22 protein-coding genes and 4 pseudogenes are annotated in these 23,202 nt (G+C 64.7%); 4 read left to right on the top strand and 22 right to left on the bottom strand.

Annotation, left to right across the window (positions count from 1 at the left end; genetic code table 11):
- The 4 genes and pseudogenes from FJW06_RS20040 to trbB all read right to left on the bottom strand — a co-directional run.
- Positions 1-1,200, bottom strand: a pseudogene (locus tag FJW06_RS20040) (conjugal transfer protein TrbE); the annotation flags it as partial.
- Between the two features lie 12 nt (positions 1,201-1,212).
- The gene (locus FJW06_RS20035) at positions 1,213-1,509 is read right to left on the bottom strand and encodes a VirB3 family type IV secretion system protein (protein ID WP_246674720.1); all 297 of its coding nucleotides are present in this window, start codon (positions 1,507-1,509) and stop codon (positions 1,213-1,215) included.
- Positions 1,509-1,841, bottom strand: coding sequence for a TrbC/VirB2 family protein (locus FJW06_RS20030; protein WP_140753927.1), 333 nt, complete (start codon positions 1,839-1,841; stop codon positions 1,509-1,511). Before FJW06_RS20030 ends, FJW06_RS20035 begins: the two co-directional genes overlap by 1 nt.
- The gene (trbB, locus tag FJW06_RS20025) at positions 1,838-2,851 is read right to left on the bottom strand and encodes a P-type conjugative transfer ATPase TrbB (protein ID WP_140753926.1); all 1,014 of its coding nucleotides are present in this window, start codon (positions 2,849-2,851) and stop codon (positions 1,838-1,840) included. The genes FJW06_RS20030 and trbB overlap by 4 nt, the downstream gene beginning before the upstream one ends.
- Before the next feature lie 305 nt (positions 2,852-3,156).
- On the opposite strand from trbB, the gene FJW06_RS20020 reads away from it, so the two are divergent.
- Positions 3,157-3,411: a helix-turn-helix transcriptional regulator gene (locus tag FJW06_RS20020; protein WP_140753925.1), complete on the top strand. Its 255-nt coding sequence runs from the start codon at positions 3,157-3,159 to the stop codon at positions 3,409-3,411.
- Positions 3,411-4,721 (top strand): type II toxin-antitoxin system HipA family toxin, encoded by a 1,311-nt coding sequence (locus FJW06_RS20015; RefSeq protein WP_140753924.1) that lies wholly within the window; start codon positions 3,411-3,413, stop codon positions 4,719-4,721. Before FJW06_RS20020 ends, FJW06_RS20015 begins: the two co-directional genes overlap by 1 nt.
- A 219-nt stretch (positions 4,722-4,940) precedes the next feature.
- Here the strand turns inward: FJW06_RS20015 and FJW06_RS20010 are convergent, their stop codons facing one another.
- From FJW06_RS20010 to FJW06_RS30225, 15 genes are all read right to left on the bottom strand, one after another.
- Entirely contained in the window at positions 4,941-5,375 is a 435-nt protein-coding gene (locus tag FJW06_RS20010) for a CopG family transcriptional regulator (RefSeq protein ID WP_140753935.1), read from the bottom strand.
- 9 nt (positions 5,376-5,384) lie between these two features.
- Positions 5,385-7,373, bottom strand: coding sequence for a conjugal transfer protein TraG (locus FJW06_RS20005; RefSeq protein WP_140753923.1), 1,989 nt, complete (start codon positions 7,371-7,373; stop codon positions 5,385-5,387).
- Positions 7,374-7,397: 24 nt separating this feature from the next.
- A complete protein-coding gene (locus tag FJW06_RS20000) occupies positions 7,398-9,137 on the bottom strand; it encodes a VirD2 family relaxase/mobilization nuclease (RefSeq protein ID WP_140753922.1) in 1,740 nt (579 codons plus the stop codon).
- A 243-nt stretch (positions 9,138-9,380) separates the two neighbouring features.
- A complete protein-coding gene (locus FJW06_RS19995; protein ID WP_348644060.1) occupies positions 9,381-10,160 on the bottom strand; it encodes a lytic transglycosylase domain-containing protein in 780 nt (259 codons plus the stop codon).
- Positions 10,157-10,492, bottom strand: a complete 336-nt coding sequence (locus tag FJW06_RS19990) for a DUF736 domain-containing protein (protein WP_140753921.1) — start codon at positions 10,490-10,492, stop codon at positions 10,157-10,159. The genes FJW06_RS19995 and FJW06_RS19990 overlap by 4 nt, the downstream gene beginning before the upstream one ends.
- Before the next feature lie 66 nt (positions 10,493-10,558).
- Positions 10,559-11,104: a S26 family signal peptidase gene (locus FJW06_RS19985; RefSeq protein ID WP_140753920.1), complete on the bottom strand. Its 546-nt coding sequence runs from the start codon at positions 11,102-11,104 to the stop codon at positions 10,559-10,561.
- The gene (locus FJW06_RS19980) at positions 11,101-11,622 is read right to left on the bottom strand and encodes a DUF2840 domain-containing protein (RefSeq protein WP_140753919.1); all 522 of its coding nucleotides are present in this window, start codon (positions 11,620-11,622) and stop codon (positions 11,101-11,103) included. Before FJW06_RS19980 ends, FJW06_RS19985 begins: the two co-directional genes overlap by 4 nt.
- Before the next feature lie 98 nt (positions 11,623-11,720).
- Positions 11,721-12,002 (bottom strand): helix-turn-helix domain-containing protein, encoded by a 282-nt coding sequence (locus FJW06_RS19975; RefSeq protein WP_140753918.1) that lies wholly within the window; start codon positions 12,000-12,002, stop codon positions 11,721-11,723.
- A gap of 140 nt (positions 12,003-12,142) precedes the next feature.
- A complete protein-coding gene (locus FJW06_RS19970) occupies positions 12,143-12,526 on the bottom strand; it encodes a DUF2285 domain-containing protein (RefSeq protein ID WP_348644059.1) in 384 nt (127 codons plus the stop codon).
- A 133-nt stretch (positions 12,527-12,659) separates the two neighbouring features.
- On the bottom strand, positions 12,660-12,908 hold the full coding sequence (locus tag FJW06_RS30670) for a DUF6499 domain-containing protein (RefSeq protein ID WP_246674719.1): 249 nt from the start codon (positions 12,906-12,908) through the stop codon (positions 12,660-12,662).
- Between the two features lie 134 nt (positions 12,909-13,042).
- Entirely contained in the window at positions 13,043-13,303 is a 261-nt protein-coding gene (locus FJW06_RS19965) for a DUF2285 domain-containing protein (protein ID WP_140753917.1), read from the bottom strand.
- 174 nt (positions 13,304-13,477) lie between these two features.
- A complete protein-coding gene (locus tag FJW06_RS19960) occupies positions 13,478-13,801 on the bottom strand; it encodes a DUF736 domain-containing protein (protein ID WP_140753916.1) in 324 nt (107 codons plus the stop codon).
- A 213-nt stretch (positions 13,802-14,014) separates the two neighbouring features.
- Positions 14,015-14,224 (bottom strand): hypothetical protein, encoded by a 210-nt coding sequence (locus tag FJW06_RS30230; protein ID WP_181178452.1) that lies wholly within the window; start codon positions 14,222-14,224, stop codon positions 14,015-14,017.
- A 428-nt stretch (positions 14,225-14,652) separates the two neighbouring features.
- The gene (locus tag FJW06_RS19950) at positions 14,653-14,844 is read right to left on the bottom strand and encodes a hypothetical protein (RefSeq protein ID WP_140753915.1); all 192 of its coding nucleotides are present in this window, start codon (positions 14,842-14,844) and stop codon (positions 14,653-14,655) included.
- A gap of 572 nt (positions 14,845-15,416) precedes the next feature.
- Positions 15,417-15,584, bottom strand: a complete 168-nt coding sequence (locus FJW06_RS30225; RefSeq protein WP_181178450.1) for a hypothetical protein — start codon at positions 15,582-15,584, stop codon at positions 15,417-15,419.
- Positions 15,585-15,857: 273 nt separating this feature from the next.
- Here FJW06_RS30225 and FJW06_RS30665 point away from each other — a divergent pair.
- Both FJW06_RS30665 and FJW06_RS19940 read left to right on the top strand, forming a co-directional pair.
- A pseudogene (locus FJW06_RS30665) lies at positions 15,858-16,141 on the top strand (MerR family transcriptional regulator); the annotation flags it as partial.
- A gap of 74 nt (positions 16,142-16,215) precedes the next feature.
- Positions 16,216-16,509: pseudogene (locus FJW06_RS19940) on the top strand (carboxymuconolactone decarboxylase family protein); the annotation flags it as partial.
- Between the two features lie 134 nt (positions 16,510-16,643).
- Here the strand turns inward: FJW06_RS19940 and FJW06_RS19935 are convergent.
- The 3 genes and pseudogenes from FJW06_RS19935 to FJW06_RS19925 all read right to left on the bottom strand — a co-directional run bounded on the left by FJW06_RS19935 (position 16,644) and on the right by FJW06_RS19925 (position 23,163).
- Positions 16,644-17,564 carry a DUF2493 domain-containing protein gene (locus tag FJW06_RS19935; protein ID WP_140753914.1) on the bottom strand — a complete coding sequence of 307 codons (921 nt, stop codon included), beginning with the start codon at positions 17,562-17,564 and terminating at the stop codon, positions 16,644-16,646.
- Positions 17,565-17,856: 292 nt separating this feature from the next.
- On the bottom strand, positions 17,857-18,894 hold the full coding sequence (locus FJW06_RS19930; protein WP_140753913.1) for a toprim domain-containing protein: 1,038 nt from the start codon (positions 18,892-18,894) through the stop codon (positions 17,857-17,859).
- Positions 18,894-23,163, bottom strand: a pseudogene (locus tag FJW06_RS19925) (strawberry notch family protein). Before FJW06_RS19925 ends, FJW06_RS19930 begins: the two are co-directional and overlap by 1 nt.
- Positions 23,164-23,202 lie beyond the last annotated feature (39 nt).

Below are 23,202 nucleotides of genomic sequence, written 5' to 3'. Positions count from 1 at the left end.
GATGTGGGCGATATTGAGGGTGGAGATCGGTGGTTGCCGGACATTGGCGTAGACATGGCCCGGCAGACTGCCGAGCCAGGCGTCGACGGCGTTGATGGTTTCGATGATCGCGGTGAAATCGCGACCCTGAATGACCTTTTCGACTAGCCGCAGCTTCTCGTCGGCGACGCCGGGATCATCATCCCACACCGTCACCGTCGCGGTGACGTAGGCCATGCCCGCATAGTCGGCGCCGAGTTCCTGCAGTGCCAGGTCGGCGTCGGCGGCCTTGTTGGCGGCATCGGTGTCGACAAGGACGGATGCCTCGTTGGTCATCACCTCCTTCAGGATCGCGGCGACGGATTTCCGCTTCGCGAACCATTGACGCCGGATTTTCGTGAGCAGCCTCGTCGCATCCGTCTTGTGGAGCAGGATGGCGCGCGTGGACCAGCGGTATGGGAAGGCCAGCCGGTTGAGTTCGTCGAGCAGACCCGGCGTGGTCGCCGTCGGGAACCCGGCCACTGTCAGGACACGCAGATGCGATCGGCCGAGCCGCGGCTCGAGGCCGCCGGTCAGCGGCTGATCGGCGAGCACCGCGTCGAGATACATAGGCGTCTCGGGAACGCGAACGCGATGGCGATTGGTCGAGACGCAGCCATGCAGATAGGTCAGCGTCTCGGCGTCATCGAGCCAGCGGCATTCCGGCATGAAGGCCTCGACAAGGCGAAGAACGCGATCGCTTCGGTCCGCGAACCCGGTCAGCGCCTCCTTGGGATCAAGGCCCTTTTTCTGTCGCCCTTCGTAAAGCCAGTTCTCCGCGCGCGCAGTGTCCTCGGGAGGCGCAAGATAGGTGAAGGTCAGGAAGTAGCTCGACTCGAAATGCGCTCCGATCTCCTCGAAATCCGCCTTGCGCTCGGCATCGACCAGCGCGGAGGCTGCGTCCGGAAAATGGCTGTCGGGATAGCGGGTCGAGGGATGACGTTGCGCTTCGGCGAAGACCGCCCAGCCGGAACCGAGGCGGCGCAAAGCATTGTTTATCCGGCCGACGACGGCGACCAGTTCGGCGGGGACGGCGCTGTCCAGATCTGGACCGCGAAACCGCGCGGTGCGCTGGAAGCTGCCATCCTTGTTGAGGACGATGCCGGCTCCGACCAGGGCCGCCCAAGGCAGGAAGTCGGCAAGGCGGCTGCTGCGATTTTGATATTCGGCAAGGTTCATCATCGAGGAAACCCGTCAAACAGTGAGATGCGCCGGGATGCGCACATGCCGGCGAACGACATCGACGAAGAGCGGGTCGCGCCTGGCAGCCCATGCGGCGGCGAGATGGCCGATCGCCCAGATCGCGATGCCGGCAAGCCAAAGACGCAGCCCCAATCCGACGGCGCCGGCCAGCGTCCCGTTCAGGATGGCAACGGCGCGCGGCGCGCCGCCGAGGAGGATCGGCTCGGTAAGAGCCCGATGGAGAGGGACGGCATAGCCTGGCACTGCATGCTCATGCATCGTCCCGCTTGGCTGGACAGTGTTCGCCATCAGACCAGCGCTCCGCCGGCAAACGAGAAGAAGGACAGAAAGAAGCTCGACGCCGCGAAGGCTATCGAGAGGCCGAACACGATCTGGATGAGCCTGCGGAAACCGCCAGAGGTATCGCCAAAGGCGAGTGTCAGGCCGGTGACGATGATGATGATCACCGCCATGATCTTGGCCACGGGCCCCTCGACCGACTGCAGTATCTGTTGTAGCGGCTGTTCCCACGGCATCGACGACCCGGAGGCAAAAGCGGGCGTCGCCAGCATCAGAGAAAGCGTGGCGAGCGAGGTGGTGGTGGCGAGACCATGGCGCGCTAGGCGCAGGCGTTGCATCATGGATGTTCTCCTTCTTCTTGAACGAGTGCGGTTTGCTTGCCGGCGCCCTCCAGGAGCGCTGGGGCGACGCGGTAGTCGCCGTCGGTGCGAAGCCCCTCGATCCGGGCGAGCTCGGTCAGTCGCCGCGCGGAACCGCGCCCCGACAGGACGGCAATGATGTTGATCGTCTCGGCAATCAGAGCACGGGGCACCGTGACGACGGCCTCCTGGATGAGCTGTTCCATTCGTCGCAGCGCGCCGATGGCGCTTCCGGCGTGGATCGTACCGAGACCGCCTGGATGGCCCGTCCCCCACGCCTTGAGCAGTTCGAGGGCCTCGGCTCCGCGTACCTCGCCGACTGGAATGCGGTCGGGGCGCAGGCGCAGCGAGGAGCGAACGAGATCGGAGAGCGATGCGATGCCATCCTTCGTGCGCATCGCCACGAGATTGCGCGCGGCGCATTGCAGCTCGCGGGTATCCTCGATGATGACGACACGATCGTCGGTTTTGGCCACTTCGGCCAGCAGCGCGTTGATCAGCGTTGTCTTGCCAGAGGATGTTCCCCCCGCGACCAGGATGTTGGCGCGGGCGGCAATGCCCTCACGCAGGATGTCCGCCTGGCGCGTCGACATGATCCCCGCGGCCACATAGTCGTCTAAGGTGAAGATGGCGACGGCCGGCTTGCGGATCGCGAAGGCCGGCGCGGCGACCACCGGCGGAAGCAGACCCTCGAACCGCTCGCCGGTCCCAGGAAGCTCGGCGGAAACGCGCGGAGCAGACGGATGCACCTCGGCGCCGACGTGGTGCGCAACCAGGCGGATGATGCGCTCGCCGTCAGCAGCCGACAGACGCTCGCCGCTGTCGGCAAGGCCCTCGGACAGCCGGTCAATCCAAAGTCGCCCATCCGGGTTCAGCATCACCTCGACGATGCCGGCATCGTCGAGATAGCGCGCGACCGCCGGTCCGAGCGCCGTGCGCAGCATGCGGGCACCGCGCGCAAGTCCTTCTGAGTTGTGATGCGAAGCTGTCATCCCAGTCCCCGTTTCGATCCGGGGAGAGACGAGTTGGCCACCCGGACGGGGATGATTAAGAGAACGGTATTTTGGGCCGCTGCAACAGGTTTATCGAGGCGTCGTAGCGCGGCGTGTAAAGACAGGAGAAAGGCGGTGCTTGCGCTTACAGCATTTCCATTGGATTTGGGCCTTCAATGGCAGGAACCATACGCGATTGCGTATACCGCGACTTTATACGCATTTGCGTATTAACTGGATTTATACGCGATCGCGTATATTGACATATCATACGCGAATGCGTATATGGGCTGCGGAGACTTATCATGACCGACCAGATCGCTCGCAATGAAAAGCAACTCGGCGCCATTCTGCGCCGCGCTCGCCGACAGGCCGGCCTAACGCAAGAGGCGCTTGGCAATCAAATCCACCTGCGCCAGGCTACGGTGTCCCGCCTTGAAGCCGGCGAGCCTGCGGTGCAGCTCAGCACTCTGATGGCCGCTCTCTCAGCCCTCGACCTTGAGCTCGTGGTTCGCTCACGCAGCAAGGGCAGCGCCGCCGAGATCGAGGATCTGTTCTGATGGCGCGGCGGCCGATTCACTCGCCGCTGAATGTGTTCCTGAACGGGCGCCTAGTTGGTGTGCTGCGCAGGGAATCGACTGGCGCAATAGACTTCCGGTATGCCGGCGAATGGCTGGACTGGCGCGGTACCTTCCCGGTCTCGCTCTCGCTTCCCTTGCGAGAGGACCGCTATATCGGCGCGCCTGTGATCAACGTCTTCGATAACCTGCTTCCCGACAGCGACACCATCCGCAAGCGCGTAGCCGAACGTGTCGGCGCGGAAGGCACCGACGCCTACAGCATGCTCGCCGCCCTCGGTCATGACTGCGTCGGAGCGCTGCAGTTCCTGCCCGACGGCGTCGATCCGGGCAATCCTGGCTGCAGCGAGGGCAAGCCGGTCAGCAGACAGGAAATCGCCGGAATAATCGAAAACCTCGCAGCCGCTCCTCTCGGCCTCGGCCAGGATGAGGATTTCCGCATTTCGATCGCCGGTGCCCAGGAAAAGACGGCGCTATTGCGCAAGGACGGGCGCTGGTTCAAGCCAATCGGCACGGCGGCGACCACCCATATCCTGAAGCCGCAGATCGGCCGGTTGCCCAACGGCATCGACCTCTCCAATAGCGTTGAGAACGAGTATCTGTGCCTCAAGCTCCTCGAGGTGTTCGACGTGCCTGCCGCCAAGACGGAGATCGCGGATTTCGGGGGACGCCGCACGCTGATCGTCGAGCGCTTCGACCGGCTGTGGGCCCGCGACGGCCGCCTCCTGCGCCTGCCCCAGGAGGATATGTGTCAAGCGCTGTCGCTCCCGCCGACACGGAAGTACCAATCAGAGGGCGGTCCCGGCATCGTCGATATTGTCGAACTTCTAAAAGGCAGCGATACGCCCGAAGACGACATCGCGATTTTCCTGCGCGCTTGCGTCGTATTCTGGCTGATCGGCGCGACCGACGGCCACGCCAAGAACTTCAGCATTTTTCTCGGGCCCGGCGGGCGGTTCCGCATGACACCGCTCTACGACGTACTGACCGCGCAACCCAGTCTTGACGCCGGGCAGATACCTCGCAAGAAATTCAAGCTTGCGATGTCCGTCGGCAAGAGCCGGCACTATTCGATGCATGAAATTATGCCCCGCCATTTCGTGCAGACCGCCGCGGTTGCAGGCGTGGGGACATCCCTGATGCGCACGATCTTCGAAGATGTCGCCGCAAATGCCGAGAAGTGGCCCGACGTCGTGATTTCCAAATTGCCGCGTCACTTTCCCGCGCAACTCGTCGAGTCTGTCAGGTCGGCAATAGCCAGGCGCGCGATGCTTCTCTCTGAGACCTACTGATCGCGTTCCAAGGACGCACGGACAAGAAATTCAGGGTACCCGACCGGCATTCCACATCGACATCATGCGCGCAAGCCAGATGCGCCGGGCACGGCCAAGGATGCGCGGAGCCTCGAAGCATTGGCCATACCAGCGCCAGTCTGTCACCGGCCATGGGCGGTCTAACTCCCGCCACATCCCGCGGTGCTGCCACACCGATGTCCCGCGCCGCAGCTAAGACTACCTTTTCTCGACGCCCGGATCGATATCTTCCGAAATCTCCTGCCGCAGTTTCGGGCCCTTCGCCAGGCGCCTGCCCAGCGCCGTGACGAAAGCCTCATAACGTTCGCCCGCCTTGGCGCGTGCGGCCTGCGCGGCAGGCTCGGGCAAGGCAGGCGTAGTCGCGAGCCAGAAGCGCACAAACACAGCCAGCGTCTCGATCGCGATGCCGATATCCCGTTCCTGCCGGTTCAGCCGCCTATCGACCTGGTCGAGGCGTTTGGCGATCGCCGCTTCGCGACGTTCATCGGCATCCGGCGATAGGAACGAAGCGATCGCTGCCTCGGCAATCATGGACTGGGGCTGATCGCGCCGGGCCGCATAGTCGGCAAGCATCGCCATCACGGCCGGATCGAGGTAGACAGAGATCTGGACCTTCTTCTTCTTGCAGCTGATCATGGCGCGTTACAACTCCATGCCGTCATCAGGATCGAGGGACACCTGTCGCGCCACGCCCTGCATCAGGCCCGTCAGGCGACGGTTCGCGATCAGGGCATCATCGTCGGCATCGTCGGCCGGACCGATCTCGAACTCGTTCTCGATCGGCGCCGCATTCTCGACCGGCCGTGCCAGGCTGAGCTCGGGTTGCAAGCGGCGCTCCGATTCCGTCGCATCCTCGCTGCCACGCACTGACGTATTGGACGTTTCGACGAACTCCGAGCGGGCGAGGATCGGCAGATGGCTCCAGTCGTCCGCATCAAGATCTTGCGATCGGGCAGGCTCGGGAGGCGGCAGCACGCGGGCGCGAAAGCGGACATCCTCGTAGTAGCGCGCCTTCTTCGCCCTGATTGGCGGCGTGCCCGCCAGCATCACGATCTCGTCCGTGGGCGGAAGCTGCATGATCTCGCCGGGGGTCAGCAGCTGGCGCGCCGTCTCTTGCCGCGACACCATGAGGTGTCCCAGCCAAGGCGAGAGCCGATGGCCGGCATAGTTCTTCATCGCCCGCATCTCGGTTGCCGTTCCCAGCGCGTCCGAAACGCGCTTGGCGGTCCGTTCATCATTCGTGGCGAAGCTGACGCGCACGTGACAATTGTCGAGGATCGAGTTGTTCGGCCCGTAAGCCTTCTCGATCTGGTTCAGTGATTGCGCGATGAGAAAGCTTTTCAGCCCATAGCCTGCCATGAAGGCGAGCGCGCTCTCGAAGAAGTCGAGGCGGCCGAGCGCCGGAAATTCGTCGAGCATAAGCAGCAGCCGATGGCGGTTCGTCTTTCTGTGCAGCTCCTCGGTCAGACGGCGCCCGATCTGGTTGAGGATGAGCCGAATGAGCGGCTTCGTCCGGTTTATGTCGGATGGGGGCACCACCAGGTAGAGCGTCGCTGGAACCTTGCCGCCGACGATGTCCGCTATGCGCCAATCGCAGCGCCGGGTGACCTCGGCGACAATGGGATCCCGGTAAAGGCCGAGGAAGGACATAGCCGTCGAGAGCACACCCGAGCGCTCGTTGTCGGACTTGTTGAGCAATTCTCTCGCCGCACTGGCGATGACCGGATGCGGACCGCCTTCTCCAAGGTGGGCAGTTGTCATCATTGCGGCCAGGGTGGACTCGATCGGCCGCTTTGGATCGGAAAGGAAGGCGGCGACGCCGGCGAGCGTCTTGTCCTTCTCGGCATAAAGGACGTGCAGGATGGCGCCGACCAGCAGCGCGTGGCTGGTTTTTTCCCAGTGGTTGCGCTTCTCCAGGCTCCCTTCCGGGTCGACAAGGATGTCGGCGATGTTCTGTACATCGCGGACCTCCCATTCGCCGCGGCGAACTTCCAGCAAAGGATTGTAGGCGGACGATTTCGCATTGGTCGGATCGAACAGCAGGACACGACCGTGCCGCGCACGAAACCCGGCGGTAAGCTGCCAGTTCTCTCCCTTGATATCATGGACGATCGCTGAGCCAGGCCAGGTAAGCAGCGATGGCACCACCAGCCCGACGCCCTTGCCGGATCGCGTCGGCGCAAAGCACAGCACATGCTCTGGCCCATCGTGGCGCAGGTAGTGGCGATCATAGCGCCCGAGCACCACGCCATCCGCGCCGAGCAGGCCGGCAGCCTGCACCTCCCCCTTCCCGGCCCAACGGGCTGAACCGTAGGTGTAGACATTCCTGATTTCGCGCGCCCGCCAGACCGACATGCCGATTGCAACGATGATCGAAAGGAAGCCGCCCGAGACGGCGATCAGCCCGCCTTCCACGAAAATGGCCGGGGCATAGGCGTCATAGAAATACCACCACCAGAACAGCGCCGGCGGGTAGTAGACGGGCAAGCCTACGACATGGAACCAGTGCGGCCCGAGCTGTGGCTGAAAGCCAAGTCGCCATGCTGTCCATTCTGTTGCCGCCCAGGTCGTCAACAGGACGATCAGGAAGACCGCCAGGATCTGACCCCAGAGGATTTTCGTGGCGGACATTTGTCGGACCCTTTCTTTCCGCTGCTAAAGGCCGAGCCCCCGATTTCGGGCAAAGCTCCAGTCGACGCCGCCATCGCCTCGAGCGACGCCGCTGACATGCTGGCCGAGACGATTTTCGAGCGAGGGCGTCCAGGGAACCAGTTGAAAGCCAAGGCCGTCGTCGATCAGGGCAAAACGACCGGAGGAGAGCGACAGGCGTCGGCGGTACATGCCAGCGACATGGTCGCCGCTGGCGGCACGGTTGAAAGGCTGTCCGCTATCGGTCGCGAGCTTGTCACCGATCGCTTCCAGTTCGCGGCGGCGCAGCGTATCAAGCAGGTTGCTGGTGAACTTGATGCGGTTGCCTTGCTGCTCTGCCAGTCCTTGATCGAGAAGATGCCGGGCGCGGCGCTCCAGGGCATCGCGGACGTCGGCGCCGAAGCCCGATTCGGCCAGTTCGGCGGACTTGCGCGCGATGGCTTGGCGGTCGAGCCACGTCGCCCCTGGCGCCTCGACTTGTTCATCCACCGTGAGATCGGAGCGAACCGCGAGCGCAAGCCGACGTTGGCCGCGTGCGTCGTCGAATTTGCGCAACTCGACGATCGACCCGGGCGCGCTGTCGCCGGCCGCATCAAGACCGGGAAGCCTGATGTGGTGCGTGCGGCCATCCACGCCATCGACGACGGCGTAGGCCGTGCCGCGCAGTTCATCATCGAGCCCGCGATCGATCAGCCGTCCGAAAATAGGTGTATCGAGACTCTCGGCGGCCAGCACATAGCTGCTTGAGCCACGCTCGATACCTCGCTCGGTCAACGCACGGTGCATTCGCTTTATGATGTCGCCGCGCTCGCCCAACTCGCGCAGAACGGCTTCGGCCTTGTCGCTGATCACCCATTGGCCGGATCCGACGTGATCGGCGAGGCCAAGAACCTCAAGCCTGCGCAGGCGACCAATCTTGAGTGCGTGATATTCGTCGGGTTGCAGACTGGCGGACGGAGCCAGGTCGATGAGGCCGGTGTTGCGGCTGTCGCGAAGCAACTGGCGATCGAGTTGCGTCCAGCGTTCGGACTGAACCTGGCTTTCGAGCGAGCGGCGGATGTCGAGATCAGTGCGTGGCCCCAGTTCCTGGGTGATCAGGTCGCGAGCCCTGTCGCGCATCCCTTCCTTGATGTAATCGCGCGAGATGACGAGATCCTCGCCGTCATCGCGCACACCGCGAACGATGAGGTGAACGTGCGGATGCTGAGTGTTCCAGTGATCGACCGCCACCCAGTCGAGCCGTGTGCCAAGGTCCCTTTCCATCTGCGCGACAAGGTCGTGGGTAAAGGACTTGAGATCCTCCATCTCAAGGGCATCGTCCGGCGAGATGATGAATCGGAAATGATGCCGGTCGCCCTCGGCCCGCGCCGCGAAGGCCCCGCCCGTGGCATTCTCCCTCTCCGGCCCGAACAGACGTGCCTCCTCTCCGTCCCGAGTCACGCCGTCGCGACGCAGATAGCTGAGATGCGTGGCGAGTGGAGTAGCGCGCACCGAATGGCGCACGACACGCGCCTTGACGACGGCGCCGCGCGATCGCGAGGTGATCAGGCGATTGGCCTGGATGCTGGCGCGCTGACCGTAACCAAAACGGGAGCGGCTGCCGGGGACGACCCGGCCCGATCTGGAGATGCCGCCGCCAGCCCTTTTCGCCGCGGCGAGCACCTGGGCAATGAAGGGCCGTGCCCGCTGCGCACGGTTCGAGCGAATGCGGCCAGGCCGAATGCGAAACTCGCGTTCATCGGCCATGACACGGTTCCGCAATGTGAAAAATAGCCTTTGCAAGCAAAGCCTTGACCGGTAGCGCCACATTGCGCCGAATGACGACAATGTGCGGATCTCGCCAAAATCCTGAGTGAAACCAACCGCTCGACCGAGGCGCAATGTGCGCCCTTTTATCCTGCCATCTCCCGGTTGCTCCGACTGCCTTCAGCCTCCATCCACGCCATGCAGCGCTGGAGCCTGCGATTGTGCGACAAAGACGGTCAAGCCTCATGGGTGGACCCCTTCGCCCGTTCGCTGCACAAAGAAGCCCGCCGACGGCGGCGCGAGGCCGGAGACATCGCGAACGACTGTTGCTGAGACAATGCTACTCGGTCGCCGGTCGGCCATCGGGAAGACGACGGACGGCCAGCGATCCAGCCGGCGCACAAACAGCGCGGCATGCTCCCAGGAGATTGTCGTGGCGGGCGCGGAGGCGAAAGGGCGAGCGGTCGCCAGGCCGCGCGCGAGTGGAGAAAGCGCTGCGACATAGGCGCGGGTCTCGGCCGGCAGCGGACGCCCCGCCAGGTAGGCTTCGTAGCGCGCTGGTCCCGCATTGTAGGCTGCCAGGAAGCCCGGCGAGCCGAAGCGATCATGCAGCTCGCGCAAGTACGCCGTACCAGCCAGGATGTTGTCGCGAGGGTCGAATGGATCGGCACCGAGCGACCAGCGGGCGCGCAGATCTTCCCAGGTGCCGGGCATGATCTGCATCAAGCCACGGGCGCCGGCGCTGGAGACAGCACGCGGGTCGCCTGCACTTTCCTGGCGCATTATCGCGCGGATCAATGCGCCAGGAACGCCAAAGCGATGCGAAGCTTCGCTGACATGTGCGGCAAACGGGTCTCTTTGGTACGACCGGGCGATGACCGGGTCCTGCGCCACCGCCGCCGGCGACAAGCCGGTTGCGACACACAGTCCGCAAAGCAGCAGAAGAGCCAAACGCCGGGCGGCGCGAAGCGGCCCGGTCGCATTGTGACGGCTCGTTGTCGTATGGCCCGCGAACATCGTCATTCCTTCTCGGCGCGCTCGCGCGGGCGCGACCAGTGCAGCGACCACGACGTCTTGTCGTCGCCATTGCGAAAGAGGCTGGCGCGTATCGGCTGCGCCAGGACGGGGTCGTCGAGCTGTATCGAGACGAAGTCGCCGGCCTTCTCGCTGGAGCGTTTCCAGCCGGCGCCGATCTCGGGGCCGTCCTCATTGGCGGCATGCACACGGTAGTCAGGTGCGTTCTCGGCATCGCTCGCCTCTGCCGCCACGATGGCGATGTCGAGGTTGAGGCTGAGCGTATGGATGCGTCCGCGATAGCCGGTCTTCTCGCGCGTGAACTCTCCGATCTGCTGCATGTCAGGCTCCTGTTCTTATGACGATGCGGTGATGAGGTCGGCGCCAGAGCGGCGCCGCTCGCGCGCTCACCGCGTTTGCGCGCGCCGTTCGAAGCGGCCGTCGTCAAACCCGTAGGTCCACAGCGGGAGGGCACGGCCGATGATCCGGTCGGTGGGAACGAGGCCGAAATACCGGCCGTCGAGGCTGTCTCGCACCCGTCGGTTCATAAGAAAGACCTCACCGGTCGCTACGCGCCGGCAGCCCCTCCAGGCCGGCAAGTCACGGCCTGCCCGGTCGGACCGAAGCGCCATGCCGGCGATAGCGCCATCGACAGTTATGAGCAGGCCCGAGCGGCAGACGCATTGCCCGGACGCAGCCAGGATGTGCTTCAGAAGCGGCACGCCCCTCGGCAAATAGCCGCGATCGGCGAGAAAGGCGGCGAGCGGCTCGGGCGCGTTCACGGCGACCAGATCGCCCACCACGGGTGCTTTTCCGAAATCGATCAGGTAGAGGCCGAGTGGCGCGCTGGCTGATGCGTTCCAGATCACTCGGACCGGCATGGGCGCGAAAGCCGGATAGCCGACGGCCAGGCTCGCGGCGGCACCGGCCAGGATGATGGCGGCGCGTCTCACAGCCCTACCCTCCTGCGCAGCAAGGCCGCGCGATGCTGTTCGAGCGAATAGGCGCGCGGCTGCTGCCCGGCGGCGATGCGGTTGTGGATGTGCCGCCAATGATCGGGCGGCACCGAAGCAGGCTCTATGCCGAGACGCTCAATGGCGTCGATCGTCTGCAGAACGCGGTCAACCTTGGCCCAGCTCTCGACCCTCAGCAGGATCTCGCCACCTGGGCGAACGAACGGAAGCGTCTGATAGGCTTCGCCGGGTGCCGCTGCCTGCACGATGTCAAGGCGCGAGATGACCGTTCCAAAGTCGTTTGCGGCCCAGCGCACAAAAGCAAACACCGCGCCGGGCCGATAGGACAGGATGCGCCGGTGGCGATCGACGATCTGCTCGTGGGCATGGCTGCCGAAGCGTATCCAGCTCTCCTCTCTCTTCGCCATCCAGATCAGTTCGACGCGGACGAGATTGTCGGAGCGTCGGGGTGAGACTGAGAACCCAGGACTCAGGCGTGGAGCGGCGATGCACGGCATGGAAGTTTGCTCCTGGCTTTGGCAGGCAATGGCGCTCGTTTTTGGTGCTGCACGGCGGCGACGGTGACGTCGTGCGGCTGCGCGGCGGCGGCCTCAGGTCAACGCGAGTATCGTCCGGCATGCGTGACTGGCGCAGGCGTATGCCGCTTGGCGGGCAGAACCGAGCCGCGGGGATCCGATGTCGAGGTGACGGCGCCTCGCTCGGCCCAGGCCTGGAGATCGTCGACCGCATAGACGACGCGGCCGCCGAGCTTTTTGTAAGCGGGACCCGTGCCGTAGGTGCGGTGCTTTTCAAGAGTACGGGCGGACAGGCTGAGGAAATCAGCAGCTTCCTTGGTGCGCAGAAAGCGCGGCGGCAACACGGCGATATCGGGTCGCATTGGATAGGAGCTCCGTGGGGTTTTCGGGCTACCGCTGACATCCAGCGGCGGACAGGGACTACAGTGGCGGGGGACGGGCTTCGGAAGGGATGGGGAAGTCGCGGGGTGCCAAAAATCCCACCCGTCGCGTGAGCCGGAAGCTAAGCTCGGCGTCGGTGGCGCAGTATTTGCAAGTAGCCGCCGCCGATAAGAGACGTGGCGCCTTCGACAAGGCCGATCACCGCATCGCGAAGAGCGGACGTTTTCCAGGGATCGGCGGCGACGCGGCCGAGCCCATAGAGGGCGATTGCAATGTCTCGATAGCTGGCGCCATTCGAACGGCCGTCAGCGGCCTGCATCATCAGGCGGAAGCGACGCCGCTGCTGCAAGGTCATTCGGGTGTCGGGCGGCACCGCGCGGCCCTGCCAGGAACGCCAGAACCGGGTAAGCGCTTCGATCCGGCCCAGCGTCTGTGCGTCCAACGGGATCAACGCCGCCAGCTGATCGTGCGCGTCGCTGCCAGGCAGGAAAAGAAGCTGTGTCACCGCACGGCCATTGTGGAGTGCGTGGCGTCCTTCCGGGCTAGCGTGCTCCTCGCCAAGCGCCCTCAAAGGTGCGGACGAGGTCGATGACAGAAAATCAGGCGTGCACACAAGAGGAAGCACGGCCGGATCGACCTCAGGCGACCAGAGCACCTCTTGCGCCAGTGCGGAAAGGTCGGGCCTGGCCGGGAAATCGCAGCCCCCATATCCGCTGTAGCTCAGGCTTCATCGGCGCTTTTTGGGCTCTTGTCGCCAGGAGGAGGCGATAATGCTGTTGATAGGGTTTGTGACGTCGCAGGCATTCCCAGGCGAGCCCTTCCACTGGCAGAGCGTCGAAATAGTCATAGCTGTCATGGTCTCGCCAATGGGATGTATCCGGCCTCATCTGAAGAGCTCCTCGCAATAGCGCGCAGCCCCCGCCGCAAAACGATTCCGGCTGGCGACATCTCACGGAAGCCCGTCACTGGGCAGCAGGTGATGCCGCTTCGGCATCACCTGCGACCGGTATTGGCCGTGGCGTTAGCTGTCGGTTTGACGCAGAAGATGGCGGTAGCCGGCGCGTGCCATCCAGCGCGCTCGCGCCAGATGGCTGTCATGGATGCGTCGGGCGCGCTGCGGCTCTTTCGCCAGATCAATTCCAAAGAGGATTTCGACCACCTCGCGCCAGTCTGCGCCGTCGTCGGCTGCATCCAGCAGGCGCGCGTAGAGCTTGATGTGCTCGCGATCATATTCGGTAAGCTCCTCGACGTTCGGCGCAGCCTCGTCAAACGGCTCAATCATTGCTGGTCCTCCAACGGAGTGAACGGGCGCATTTTACAGACGCAGGTCGGTCTGGGAGGGTGGTTCAGAAGCATCGGGCGATGCGATCTCGGCATTGCCCCTTTCCGGGCCGGCGATACCGGCCGCTCGTCGCAAGAAGGCCCCGGCTTTTCGGCCGGGGCCGTTCTCGGGCTCCTAGTCGCGCCGCGCGCTGGGCCGCGACCAGATGAGCGAGAAGCCTTCTCCCTCTTCGTCGTCGAAGAGGTTGGCGTAGATCGGGGCGTTGAAGCTCGGATCGTCGAGCTTGAGGCCCAGATAATCGCGGCCCTCGTTGGAGCGCTTCGACCAGGCGGCGCCGATCTCGGCGCGCCCGACCACGACCCGGTGGCTTGGAGCGTTCTCGCCGGAGGCGCGGGTGTCAGGGACGATACGCACGTTCTTGGCCTGAACGCTCAGGGTGACGATCTCGCCGGTGAACTCGCTCGAGCCGGTCTTCTTGAAAGAGCCGATGGTAGCCATTGTCTGTCTCCGTTTTCTGTTTCCGAGCCCGCACCATTGCGGCCTCGATGGCGATCGGCAGGCCAAAGGCGATCGACGGCGCACCCCGAAGGGGCTTGACGGCCAAGGAGGGCTTTCTTGTCTCGCGAGGAATGGCAGCGCCTCGGGGCCCCCACGCGACCTGTCGCGTGGGGTGGGGCCGGCAGGGGAAGAAAGTTGGACGCGGCTGTTGCGTCACAGGCGATCGAGGCGCAGCCGGCCTTCGGCCAGATCAGGCCATTCGAGAGGCCGCTCGGAGCGATCGAAACCGCTAGATAACGGAGAAGATGGCTGCCGTCCTGCGCGCAAAACCCGCCGCGCCGGATGCTCACCGGCTTCGTCTCCTGCCTGCAGGCAGGCGCTGCTGTATTCGGGCCGGGCTTTCATCGCCTCGACGAAATCCATGCGCCAGCTGTTTGATGCGCCGCCGAGACATTGCTCCGCCCCGCAGTCTCCGGCAGCCACCGCTTCTGCGGCCCGAGCCTCGGATCTGCAACTCGCCCGCCATGGCAACCAGCTTTGGCGATGGTCGCCACGCCATCCGCCGGTCCGCTCACCCTTGGGCAATGGCGAGAATCAGGCCTGCGCCAGATCCGGAGCGGTATCGGTGGCGCGATGACTGGGGCCAGGATCAGCTCCAGCCGCAGGGGGCCCAGCGAGGTGTTCAGCGGATGCCCGACCATCAGAAAAACTATCGCCGGCCGGGCTTCTGTGATCGTTGGGCCGCGTCGCCCAAACAGCGATTCAGCATTCGCAACACCAGCGTCTCCCAATCGCTTGGCCTACCAATCCAGCTGACACAGAATCTGCAGGCGGGCTAAAGCAGGCCGGCCTTAGCGCACCCGCTCAAGCTCTCGGGAAAGTTGGTCAGATTGCGTGACGCCGCGTCTGAAAAGGGACATCACCCGAAGGGCTACCAATTCGCGATCCTCTTTGCTGGCGACTCTGTGCTCGGCGCAGTATTCGTCGAGCGCTCTCGTCAGAATCGCGAGTTCTTCTGAATCGACAATCCCGTATGCCGGCATGGTCTTCCTCCCGCGCGCGGACTGGAACCAGAACATACACCCGGAACAAGTCAGCTTCGTGTCACTTCGGTCGGACTGAGGTCCGAAGGTACCCGAACGATATCGGGCGTATCAGGCACCGATGCGGATCGGTTGGCGTCTCGGTGTCATCAGCCGTTGCCGCGCTAACCGACAATGTCACTGGTTTCGGCCAGCAGCATTCTATCGAAATCGGATTGTCGCGGGCGCCGTTCAGGGTGATCTGATGAAGCATGATCAGCGCTCCGGGTCTTGTGCAGACGGGAGCACGGTCGCTGTCTGTCAGCCTCCCACGTCCTTTGGATAGTTGCCGACGATGGCCATCAACATAAAGGAACGGCGTGAGTTCACAAAGGGTCGTCAAATATATGCCGCCCGGCCCCGTGAAGTCAGCGGCAAAGCAGGCTGATGGCTGCGATGGCACGAGTGTGGCCAGAACGGCGACGGTGACCGTTGTTACGGAAAACCTGGGACCTTTGCCTCGATTGGGCATGACGCGAAACCGGGAACTCAGTGAGCTGAAATCGCCGGCGAGCTCCGCGCCCTTCGCCGAGTCAGGGCGCAAAGGGATCAATCTCATGTACGACGGCGGCGAGATCGCCGTCATACTCGCTGGCAGGCGCGACCGAGAAGGTGCCGTCAGCGGCTTGAAAGACGACGATGGCGGTCATCAGCGTGGAGGCGAGGCTGAAGGCGAAAGCGTGAGCGTCATTGAGGGACATCGATCCGGCTCCTGTTTGAGCGGAGGATGATCCCCCGCTGACAGGTGCCCGACGGGTCGGACTGAGCGCTGCGATCACCGCGCAGGCGAAGCTGCAGCGGCGGCATGCTTGCATAGCCGACCCTTCACGGGTTGATGGTCAAGCGATCAGTCGGACCAAGGCCACGCATAGAAAAGCGGGCGGGTCGTCCGAACCGCAGCAGGCAGGCAGAATGTCTCTGGGCTTAGAGTGCGCTCGAACTCGTAGCTTCCCGTGCGTCGTCAGGAGAGACAGGTGCGTAGGAAGATCGGAGACCTCGCGAGACGTTCTGGACTGACAGCCCATACAAGCGAGTTATTGTAAGCGGATCGGGCTGTTGCCCTGCGCCTCCCGGGATCGTTTCAGCCGCCGCGACTGCGACGCCTCGATCCTGTTATGGATCGAGTTCCACGGCCGTCTGAAGACGACCGGCATGCCCATCCGAGAGATGCGGAGCTAGATGGAGTTCCGGGAACATGGGAGCGGGGAGCGCAGCGGAGCGTCGCGTCTTGCTGGAGCAGCATCGTGAGCGCGTGCGCCCATGTCAACGAGCTGACCGCCCCCTTCTCATCCTCGACGCCAAGATCGGCGGCTCTGCTGAAACGGAAAAAAGGATGGCGAGGCTGGCCACGACGTCGTGGCCGCACTCGCAGATATCGCGCCAGACTTCGCCAGCTACGTGCTCGACTTCCCGTTCGGCGACATCTATTCGCGCCCAGGGCTCGACTTACGGCCGCGTGAGATCGGGGCCATCGCGTCACTTGCCGCCTCGGACAACGCCACGGCACCGCTCAAGTGCATATCGAGGCCGGGCTGAATGTCGGACTGAGCCGGACGATATCCCTCAGCCATTTGGCGGTCTGCCGGTTTCCCGGCGGCCGTGAACGGGCTGTTCGCGGCAAAGTAGGTGTTCGCAGCCAAGGCCGCCGCGGATTGAGGGGGCGCGGCGTGATGCTCGATCGTCGCACTCGGCTCGCCTGATACTCCTGTCCGCGACGTGGTCGGAGGGTGCGCTCGCTACCAGTCCATGAAGGGCGGCGCTTACGCGCCGCCGAATTTCCAGACCGGGATCCCGAGCTTCCTCGCCTTGTCGGCGAGGTTGTCGTTAATGCCCGTGCCTGGGAAGTGCATGACGCCCTTCGGCACGATGTTCAGGATCTCGTCATTGCGCTTGAAGGGTGCCGCACGGCCATATTTAGCCCAATCGGGCGCGAAGCCGATTTGCGGCACATTGCGGTTCTTCGCCCAGAGCGAGGCAATCTTCTCGGCGCCTTTCGGCGACTTGCCGTGGATCAGCACCATGTCGGGATGCTTCTCGTGGACCTGATCGAGCTTGGTCCAGATCAGACGGTGGTCATCATAGTCGAGCCCGCCGGTCACGACGACCTTTGGACCCGGTGGCAGGAGCACCTCCTGATCGGCGCGCTTCTTCGCCATCAGGAAATCGCGGCTGTCGATCATCGCAGAAGTCAGGTTGCGATGGTTGACCTTCGATCCGCTGCGCGGCAGCCAGGGCCTGCCGACGTGACGTTCGTAGTGATCGGCAGCCTGATCGCGCATCAGCTCGAAGGCGTTCTGGCGCTCGATCAGCGTCACGCCCTCGGCAATCAGGCGCTCGAGTTCGACCGACTTGACCTCGCTACCATCCTGTTCCCGCTGGGCACGCTTCTGTGCCTGCTCGTTCTCGTCCAGTTCGCGACCGATCCGCTCGGTGGCGCGATGGAAGACATTGACGCTCGACCAGAGGAGATCGTCGAGGTCGGGCTCAAGGCGCGTGTCCTCCAAGGTACCAATCAGGGCGTCGAAGATGTCGGCCACGGCGCCGGCGACCTCGTTGCCGTCGGGTAGAAGCCGCTGGTCCGGCTCGTCCGCGAAGGGTCGGTAGCCGTGAAGCTGAAGTTCATTGAGGACATGGTCGGTAGGTGAGGACTCGCGCTGCGGTTCGTCGTCGTGATCGCGCATGGGATGCTCCGTTGGTTGGACCGCGACCGTCGCGGCCTTCTTGGCGACGGAGCCTACGGGCCGGATGGCCGGTCATCCGGAGCGCGAGCGAAGGGCTCGATGGGCAAGGCCGGCTATTTTGCCTCGCGATGGAAAGCGGCCTTGCCGCGCCGGAAAATAGTCGGCCGCCGCCATTGCCCGGCCGGCCGGCTTGTGGGCCGATCGCCCTCTGGAAGGCCGAGCGCTGCCTGACGCCAACGGATCGACGCGTCCGCCGAGCACGCCCGCCGGCCCGGTCCCATCCTTCTACCGGCTATGCCGCCAGCGACAGGAAACGGGCCACATCCTGTGGCGCGATCTGCGAGCGGACTCTCATCCGCAGAGCATCCAGGCCCAGGAAGCGGAGATCCTCGTTGAGGTCGCCGAGTTCCGGCGAGATGACGATCGCCTCGATGCCGGCCGCGTTCGCCCGTTCGATCAGGCGGTTGCGCGCGCAGTCGCCGGCCGCATCGTTGTCGCGTACGATGTAAAGCCGCCGCAGCTTGTCGGGGAAAAGGATGGCGGCGAGGTGGGCCGCCGAGAGTGCCGCCAGCATCGGCATGTCGGGAAGGACCTGCCGGAGCGACAGGACGGTTTCGATGCCTTCGCCTGCCGCTATGATCTCGCCATCAGCGCCGAAGCGGACCGCATTCCCAAGAAGATCGCCCATGGCCCGCCTAGGCGTATCGATCGGCGCCTTGTCCTTGCGGCACGGATCGAGCCAGGTGCGATGCGCCCCGGTGATCTTTCCCTTGAGGTCGGTAACGGCGGCGATCATCGCCGGCCAGGTTTCCGTCGGAGAATGCTCGTCGGAACGATAATAGCAGCGCGGGTGGTAATGCAGGCTTCCCGTTTCGCGTAAATCCGCAATGCCGCGTTCGCGCAGATATAGCTGCACGAGCGTGCCGAAGATCGGCTGCGATATGCGAACCAGTCGTCGAGCCGCCTCGGATGAGCCTTGCGGCGCGGGGCGCCGCCGCCGTGACCCAGGAGCTTCCGGCTCGGGTGGCTCCATGCTGAGGAAGGTCCGGGCCTCGTCAAGGACGTCCTTGAAGTCGTCGAGGCCGCAGCTTGCGCGTATGGCGTCGAGGAGATCGCCATGCTCGCCCGTCGCCGCATCGTTCCATTTGCCGGCAAGACCTTTAGGCGAGTCCTTCAGCCGGACATACATCGAGCGCCCCGGCGTGTTGCGCACGTCGCCCATCACCCAGTAGCCGCCCTCCCGGCGGCCGCTGGAAAGGTAGTATCGGCACACAGCCTCTGCCTGCCGGCCCAGGCGACGAGCAAGATCAAACGCGTCCTGACGTGACATCACGCCGCCTCCCGCTCGGAGATGCGCACCACCGGGAAGGCCTCGATCAGCTTGGCGAGGACACCCGGTCCGGCGGCGTCGACCGGCACGAAGAAGCGGAGCTTCCACGAAATGATCTCACTGAACAGTCCGTATGCCCGCAGCCGATCACGCATGGCCTCGGTGAAGCCGGTCAGCTCCAGTCGCTGGGCGCGCATGACGCGCGCGCGACGAAGCTGGAGGCCGTCGGCGAGATCGATGATTGTAGTGCCGTCCATCAGCGCGGCGAAGGCCTGCTCGGGGGCCAGTGACGCGGCGCCGGCCGTCACGGCGTTCGCCGCCCAGGCCGGTGAGACGCGGCGGCCGATGATGCGCTCGCCGGTATCGATCTGAAGCCGATAGACGCGAGTAGACTCGTTCGGCAGGCGCTTCCAGATCGACAACAGCATGCCGGCGACGATATGGATCGTGCTGTCCGAGAACTCCGGCACGTCGTTCAGCTCCGCCAACCACGCTGCGGCGAAGGCAGCGCGATCAGCTTCCTCCCAATGGCTCTCGTCCACCATGCGCAGCGGCGCGTGTTGCTGCTCCATCGGCCGGATCAGGCGGACACGGCTCTCGATTTCGCCATCGTCGAGCATCATCGATGGTGCAGAAACCTGCACGGCGGCGCGTCCGGAGCGACTGTTGACCAGGAGCCGTGCGCGTGGATCACAGAGATGGTCGAGCGCCTCGGCCAGGCTCATAGGCCGATTGCGTTCGCGCCGTCTGATCGTCAGCAGCCGCGTTTTGGCGCCGGTGCCCGGATGCGTGTAGATCAGCTGGCTGCTGGTAAGGACGAAGCTCTCGGCCTGCAGCGTCTCGAGTCCGATGTCGTAGACCCCGCTGCGGATCGCGCCCTCGACCTTGGCGGTCAAGAGCTGCTCGAACGCCGTGAAGAGCACGCCCTGCAGGTCGATCGTGAGCGCCAGCAGCCGGTTGAGAAAGGTGGTGATCGGCGGCAGCTCGTCTTTGACGCCGTTGTCGTCCATGAGCTTGAGCCCGGTGGCTGCTTCGAAGCGGTCGAGCGAGCAGCCCTCGACCTTCCCACGGACCAGCAGTAGGTAGAGCTGGCGGAGCGCGTCGCGGGCGTAGGTGCTTTCCAGATTGTCCTCGGGCCGGAACAGGCCCTGGCCACCGGTCTGGCGCTGCCCGCGCGTGATGGCGCCGAGCGTGTCGAGCCGGCGCGCGATCGTCGAGAGGAAGCGCTTCTCGGCCTTCACGTTGCTGGCGATCGGCCGGAAGAGCGGCGGCTGCGCCTGGTTCGTCCGATTGGTACGGCCGAGCCCCTGGATCGCTGCGTCGGCCTTCCAACCGGGCTCCAGCAGATAGTGGATGCGCAGGCGCTGGTTCCGGGCGGCGAGATCGGCGTGATAGCTGCGTCCCGTGCCGCCGGCATCGGAGAAGACGAGGATGCGCTTCTGGTCGTCCATGAAGGCAGCCGCCTCGGCGAGATTGGCCGACGCCGCCCGGTTCTCGACGGCGAGGCGCTCACCCTTGCGCACCACGCGGCGCGACCGGCCGGTGACTTCTGCGACGACGTCGGTACCGAAGCGTTGGACGATCTGGTCGAGGGCGCCGGGAACGGGGTCGAGCGATGCAAGCCGTTCGATGAGCTCGTCGCGGCGAGCGACGGCTTCACGGCTCTCGACGGGCTGGCCATCCCTATAGACCGGCCGCGACGACAGATTGCCCTCGCTGTCGGAGAACGGCTCGTAGAGCTGCACCGGGAAGGAATGGGCAAGATAGTCGAGGACGTATTCGCGCGGCGTGATGTCAACGCGCACGTCGTTCCATTCCTCGGTCGGGATCTCGGCCAGGCGCCGCTCCATCAGGGCTTCGCCGGTCGAGACGATCTGGATGACGGCCGCGTGCCCTTCGGCCAGGTCCTGCTCGATGGAGTGGATCAGCGTCGGCGTTTTCATGCTTGTGAGCAGATGGCCGAAGAAGCGCTGCTTGGCGCTTTCGAACGCCGATCGCGCGGCCGACTTAGCCTGCCGGTTCAGCGTGCCGCTATAGCCGGTGATGTTGGCGGCCTGCATCGCCGCGTCGAGATGATTGTGGATGATCGCGAAGGCGCCGGCATAGGCGTCGTAGATGCGGGTCTGCTCGGCCGTGAGCTGGTGCTCGACCAACTCGTACTCGACGCCCTCATAGGAGAGCGAGCGAGCCGTGTAGAGGCCGAGGGCGCGCAGGTCGCGGGCGAGCACCTCCATCGCCGCGACGCCTCCATTCTCCACGGCCTCGACGAACTCAGCGCGATTGGTGAACGGAAAATCTTCACCGCCCCACAGGCCGAGCCGCTGGGCATAGGCGAGATTGTGGACGGTGGTCGCGCCGGTCGCCGAGACATAGACCACCCGAGCGTTCGGCAGCGCGTGCTGGAGCCGCAAGCCCGCACGGCCCTGCTGCGACGGAGCGACATCGCCCCGTTCTCCCCTGCCGCCGCCGGCATTCTGCATCGCGTGGCTTTCGTCGAAAATAATTACTCCGTCGAAATCGGAGCCCAGCCATTCGACGATCTGCTTGACGCGCGAAAGCTTGTCCCGGCGGTCGTCGGAACGAAGCGTGGCGTAGGTTGTGAAAAGGATGCCTTCGTGCAGCCGGATGGGCGTGCCCTGCGGGAAGCGCGCGAGTGGCGTGACCAGCAGGCGCTCCATGCCGAGGGCCGACCAGTCGCGCTGTGCGTCTTCGAGCAGTTTGTCTGACTTCGAAACCCATAAGGCCTTGCGGCGGCCCTGGAGCCAGTTGTCGAGAATGATGCCAGCCGATTGGCGGCCCTTGCCGGCACCAGTGCCGTCGCCGAGCATGAAGCCCCGGCGGAAGCGGACTGCGTTGGCCGCATCGTCGCGCGCGGCGGTGACAAGATCTGCCGTCGCGTCCACGGTCCAGGCGCCGTCGAGATATTCGGTATGGGCCTCGCCGGCATAGATCACCGTTTCGAGCTGCGCGTCTGAGAGCACACCGTTGGCGACGATTTGCGGCCGGAAGCGTCGGACGATAGCTCGGCTTGGGCGGCGCAACTGACGCCATGGCGGCCGACTGCACGAGTCTGGTGGGATGCGGCTTCGCATCCGGAATGCGGACCGACTGAAGCGCATAGGGCTCATAGATCGTGTCCGACAGTCGCTCAGCCTCGGGCGGCGTCCAGTCCACGACCTCATAGTCAAGCGGCTCGCCCTCGATCTCGGCGGCGCGGCGGGCGCGTACGGCGGACGAGGCCCGGGCGAGGTAGCCGCGTACAATGCGCGGCGCCGTGTCAGGCGCGCCCCTCGGCAGCGTGACTGCCATCCGCGGCGGGACATTGCGCTCGATCCAGGCGAGCAGCGTTGCCACGTCCGGCGCAGTGCCGACGGATTCAGGCAAGCGGGCCGCATCCTCGGCCGGCATCTTGTCGATAACGGTCAGGCGAGTCTCGATGGTGGTGCCGTGCTTGGCATAGACCGAACCGGCGATCGCGGAGGTGAACACAACACGGCCGCGCTCCTGCAACCGGACGAAGCTGTCTCGCCATGCTGGCAGCTCGGGCGAGAAGTTCGCGCCTGTGATCGCCACGAGCCGGCCGCCGGGGGCGAGCCGCGCCAGCGCGGAGGCGATGTGGCGACAGGCCCCGTCCGCTATGCGCCCCGAGACGTTCGCCAAGACCGAGAATGGCGGGTTCATGATGACCACGCTCGGAATGGCGGCGCGATCGAGATGATCGTCGATCTGGGTCGCGTCGAAACGGGCCACGGGGATGGCCGGAAAGAGGGAGGCGAGCAGGTTGGCGCGGGCCTCGGCCAGTTCGTTGAGGATGAGATCGGAGCCGGCAACCTCCGCCAGGATTGCAAGCAGGCCCGTTCCCGCGGAGGGCTCCAGGACCCGGTCGGCAGCCGAGAGGGATGCGGCGGTCATTGCCGCCAGGCCTAGCGGGACCGGCGTCGAAAACTGCTGGAAAGCCTGGGCCTCCTCGGATCGGCGTGTGTGGGTCGGAAGCAGTCCGGCGATTTTGGTCAGCGCGGCGAGCCGTTGGGCGGGTGAAGCTGCTCGGCGGAAAAGTGGCTTTCCGTATTTACGCAGGAACAGGACGGTCGCCGCCTCACAGGCGTCGTAGGCCGTCTTCCAGTCCCAGGCGCCGCTGGCGTCGGACGCGCCGAATGACGCCTCCATGACGCTCCGCAACACGGCTGCGTCGATGCGCTTGCCGCGTTCGAGATGGGGGACGAGCCGCAACGCCGCCGCATGGATCGCGGCAGCTGGGTCGGACGGCATGAAGGCGGACACAGCGGGTTTGGCTGCGGCCGTCGGAAG

Origin of the sequence: Mesorhizobium sp. B4-1-3 (genome assembly GCF_006439355.1) — a bacterium.
In the GTDB taxonomy this organism is placed as follows: Bacteria; Pseudomonadota; Alphaproteobacteria; order Rhizobiales; family Rhizobiaceae; genus Mesorhizobium.
The sequence above is the reverse complement of the archived record's forward strand: the minus strand, read 5'-3'. Positions and strand labels throughout refer to the sequence as shown.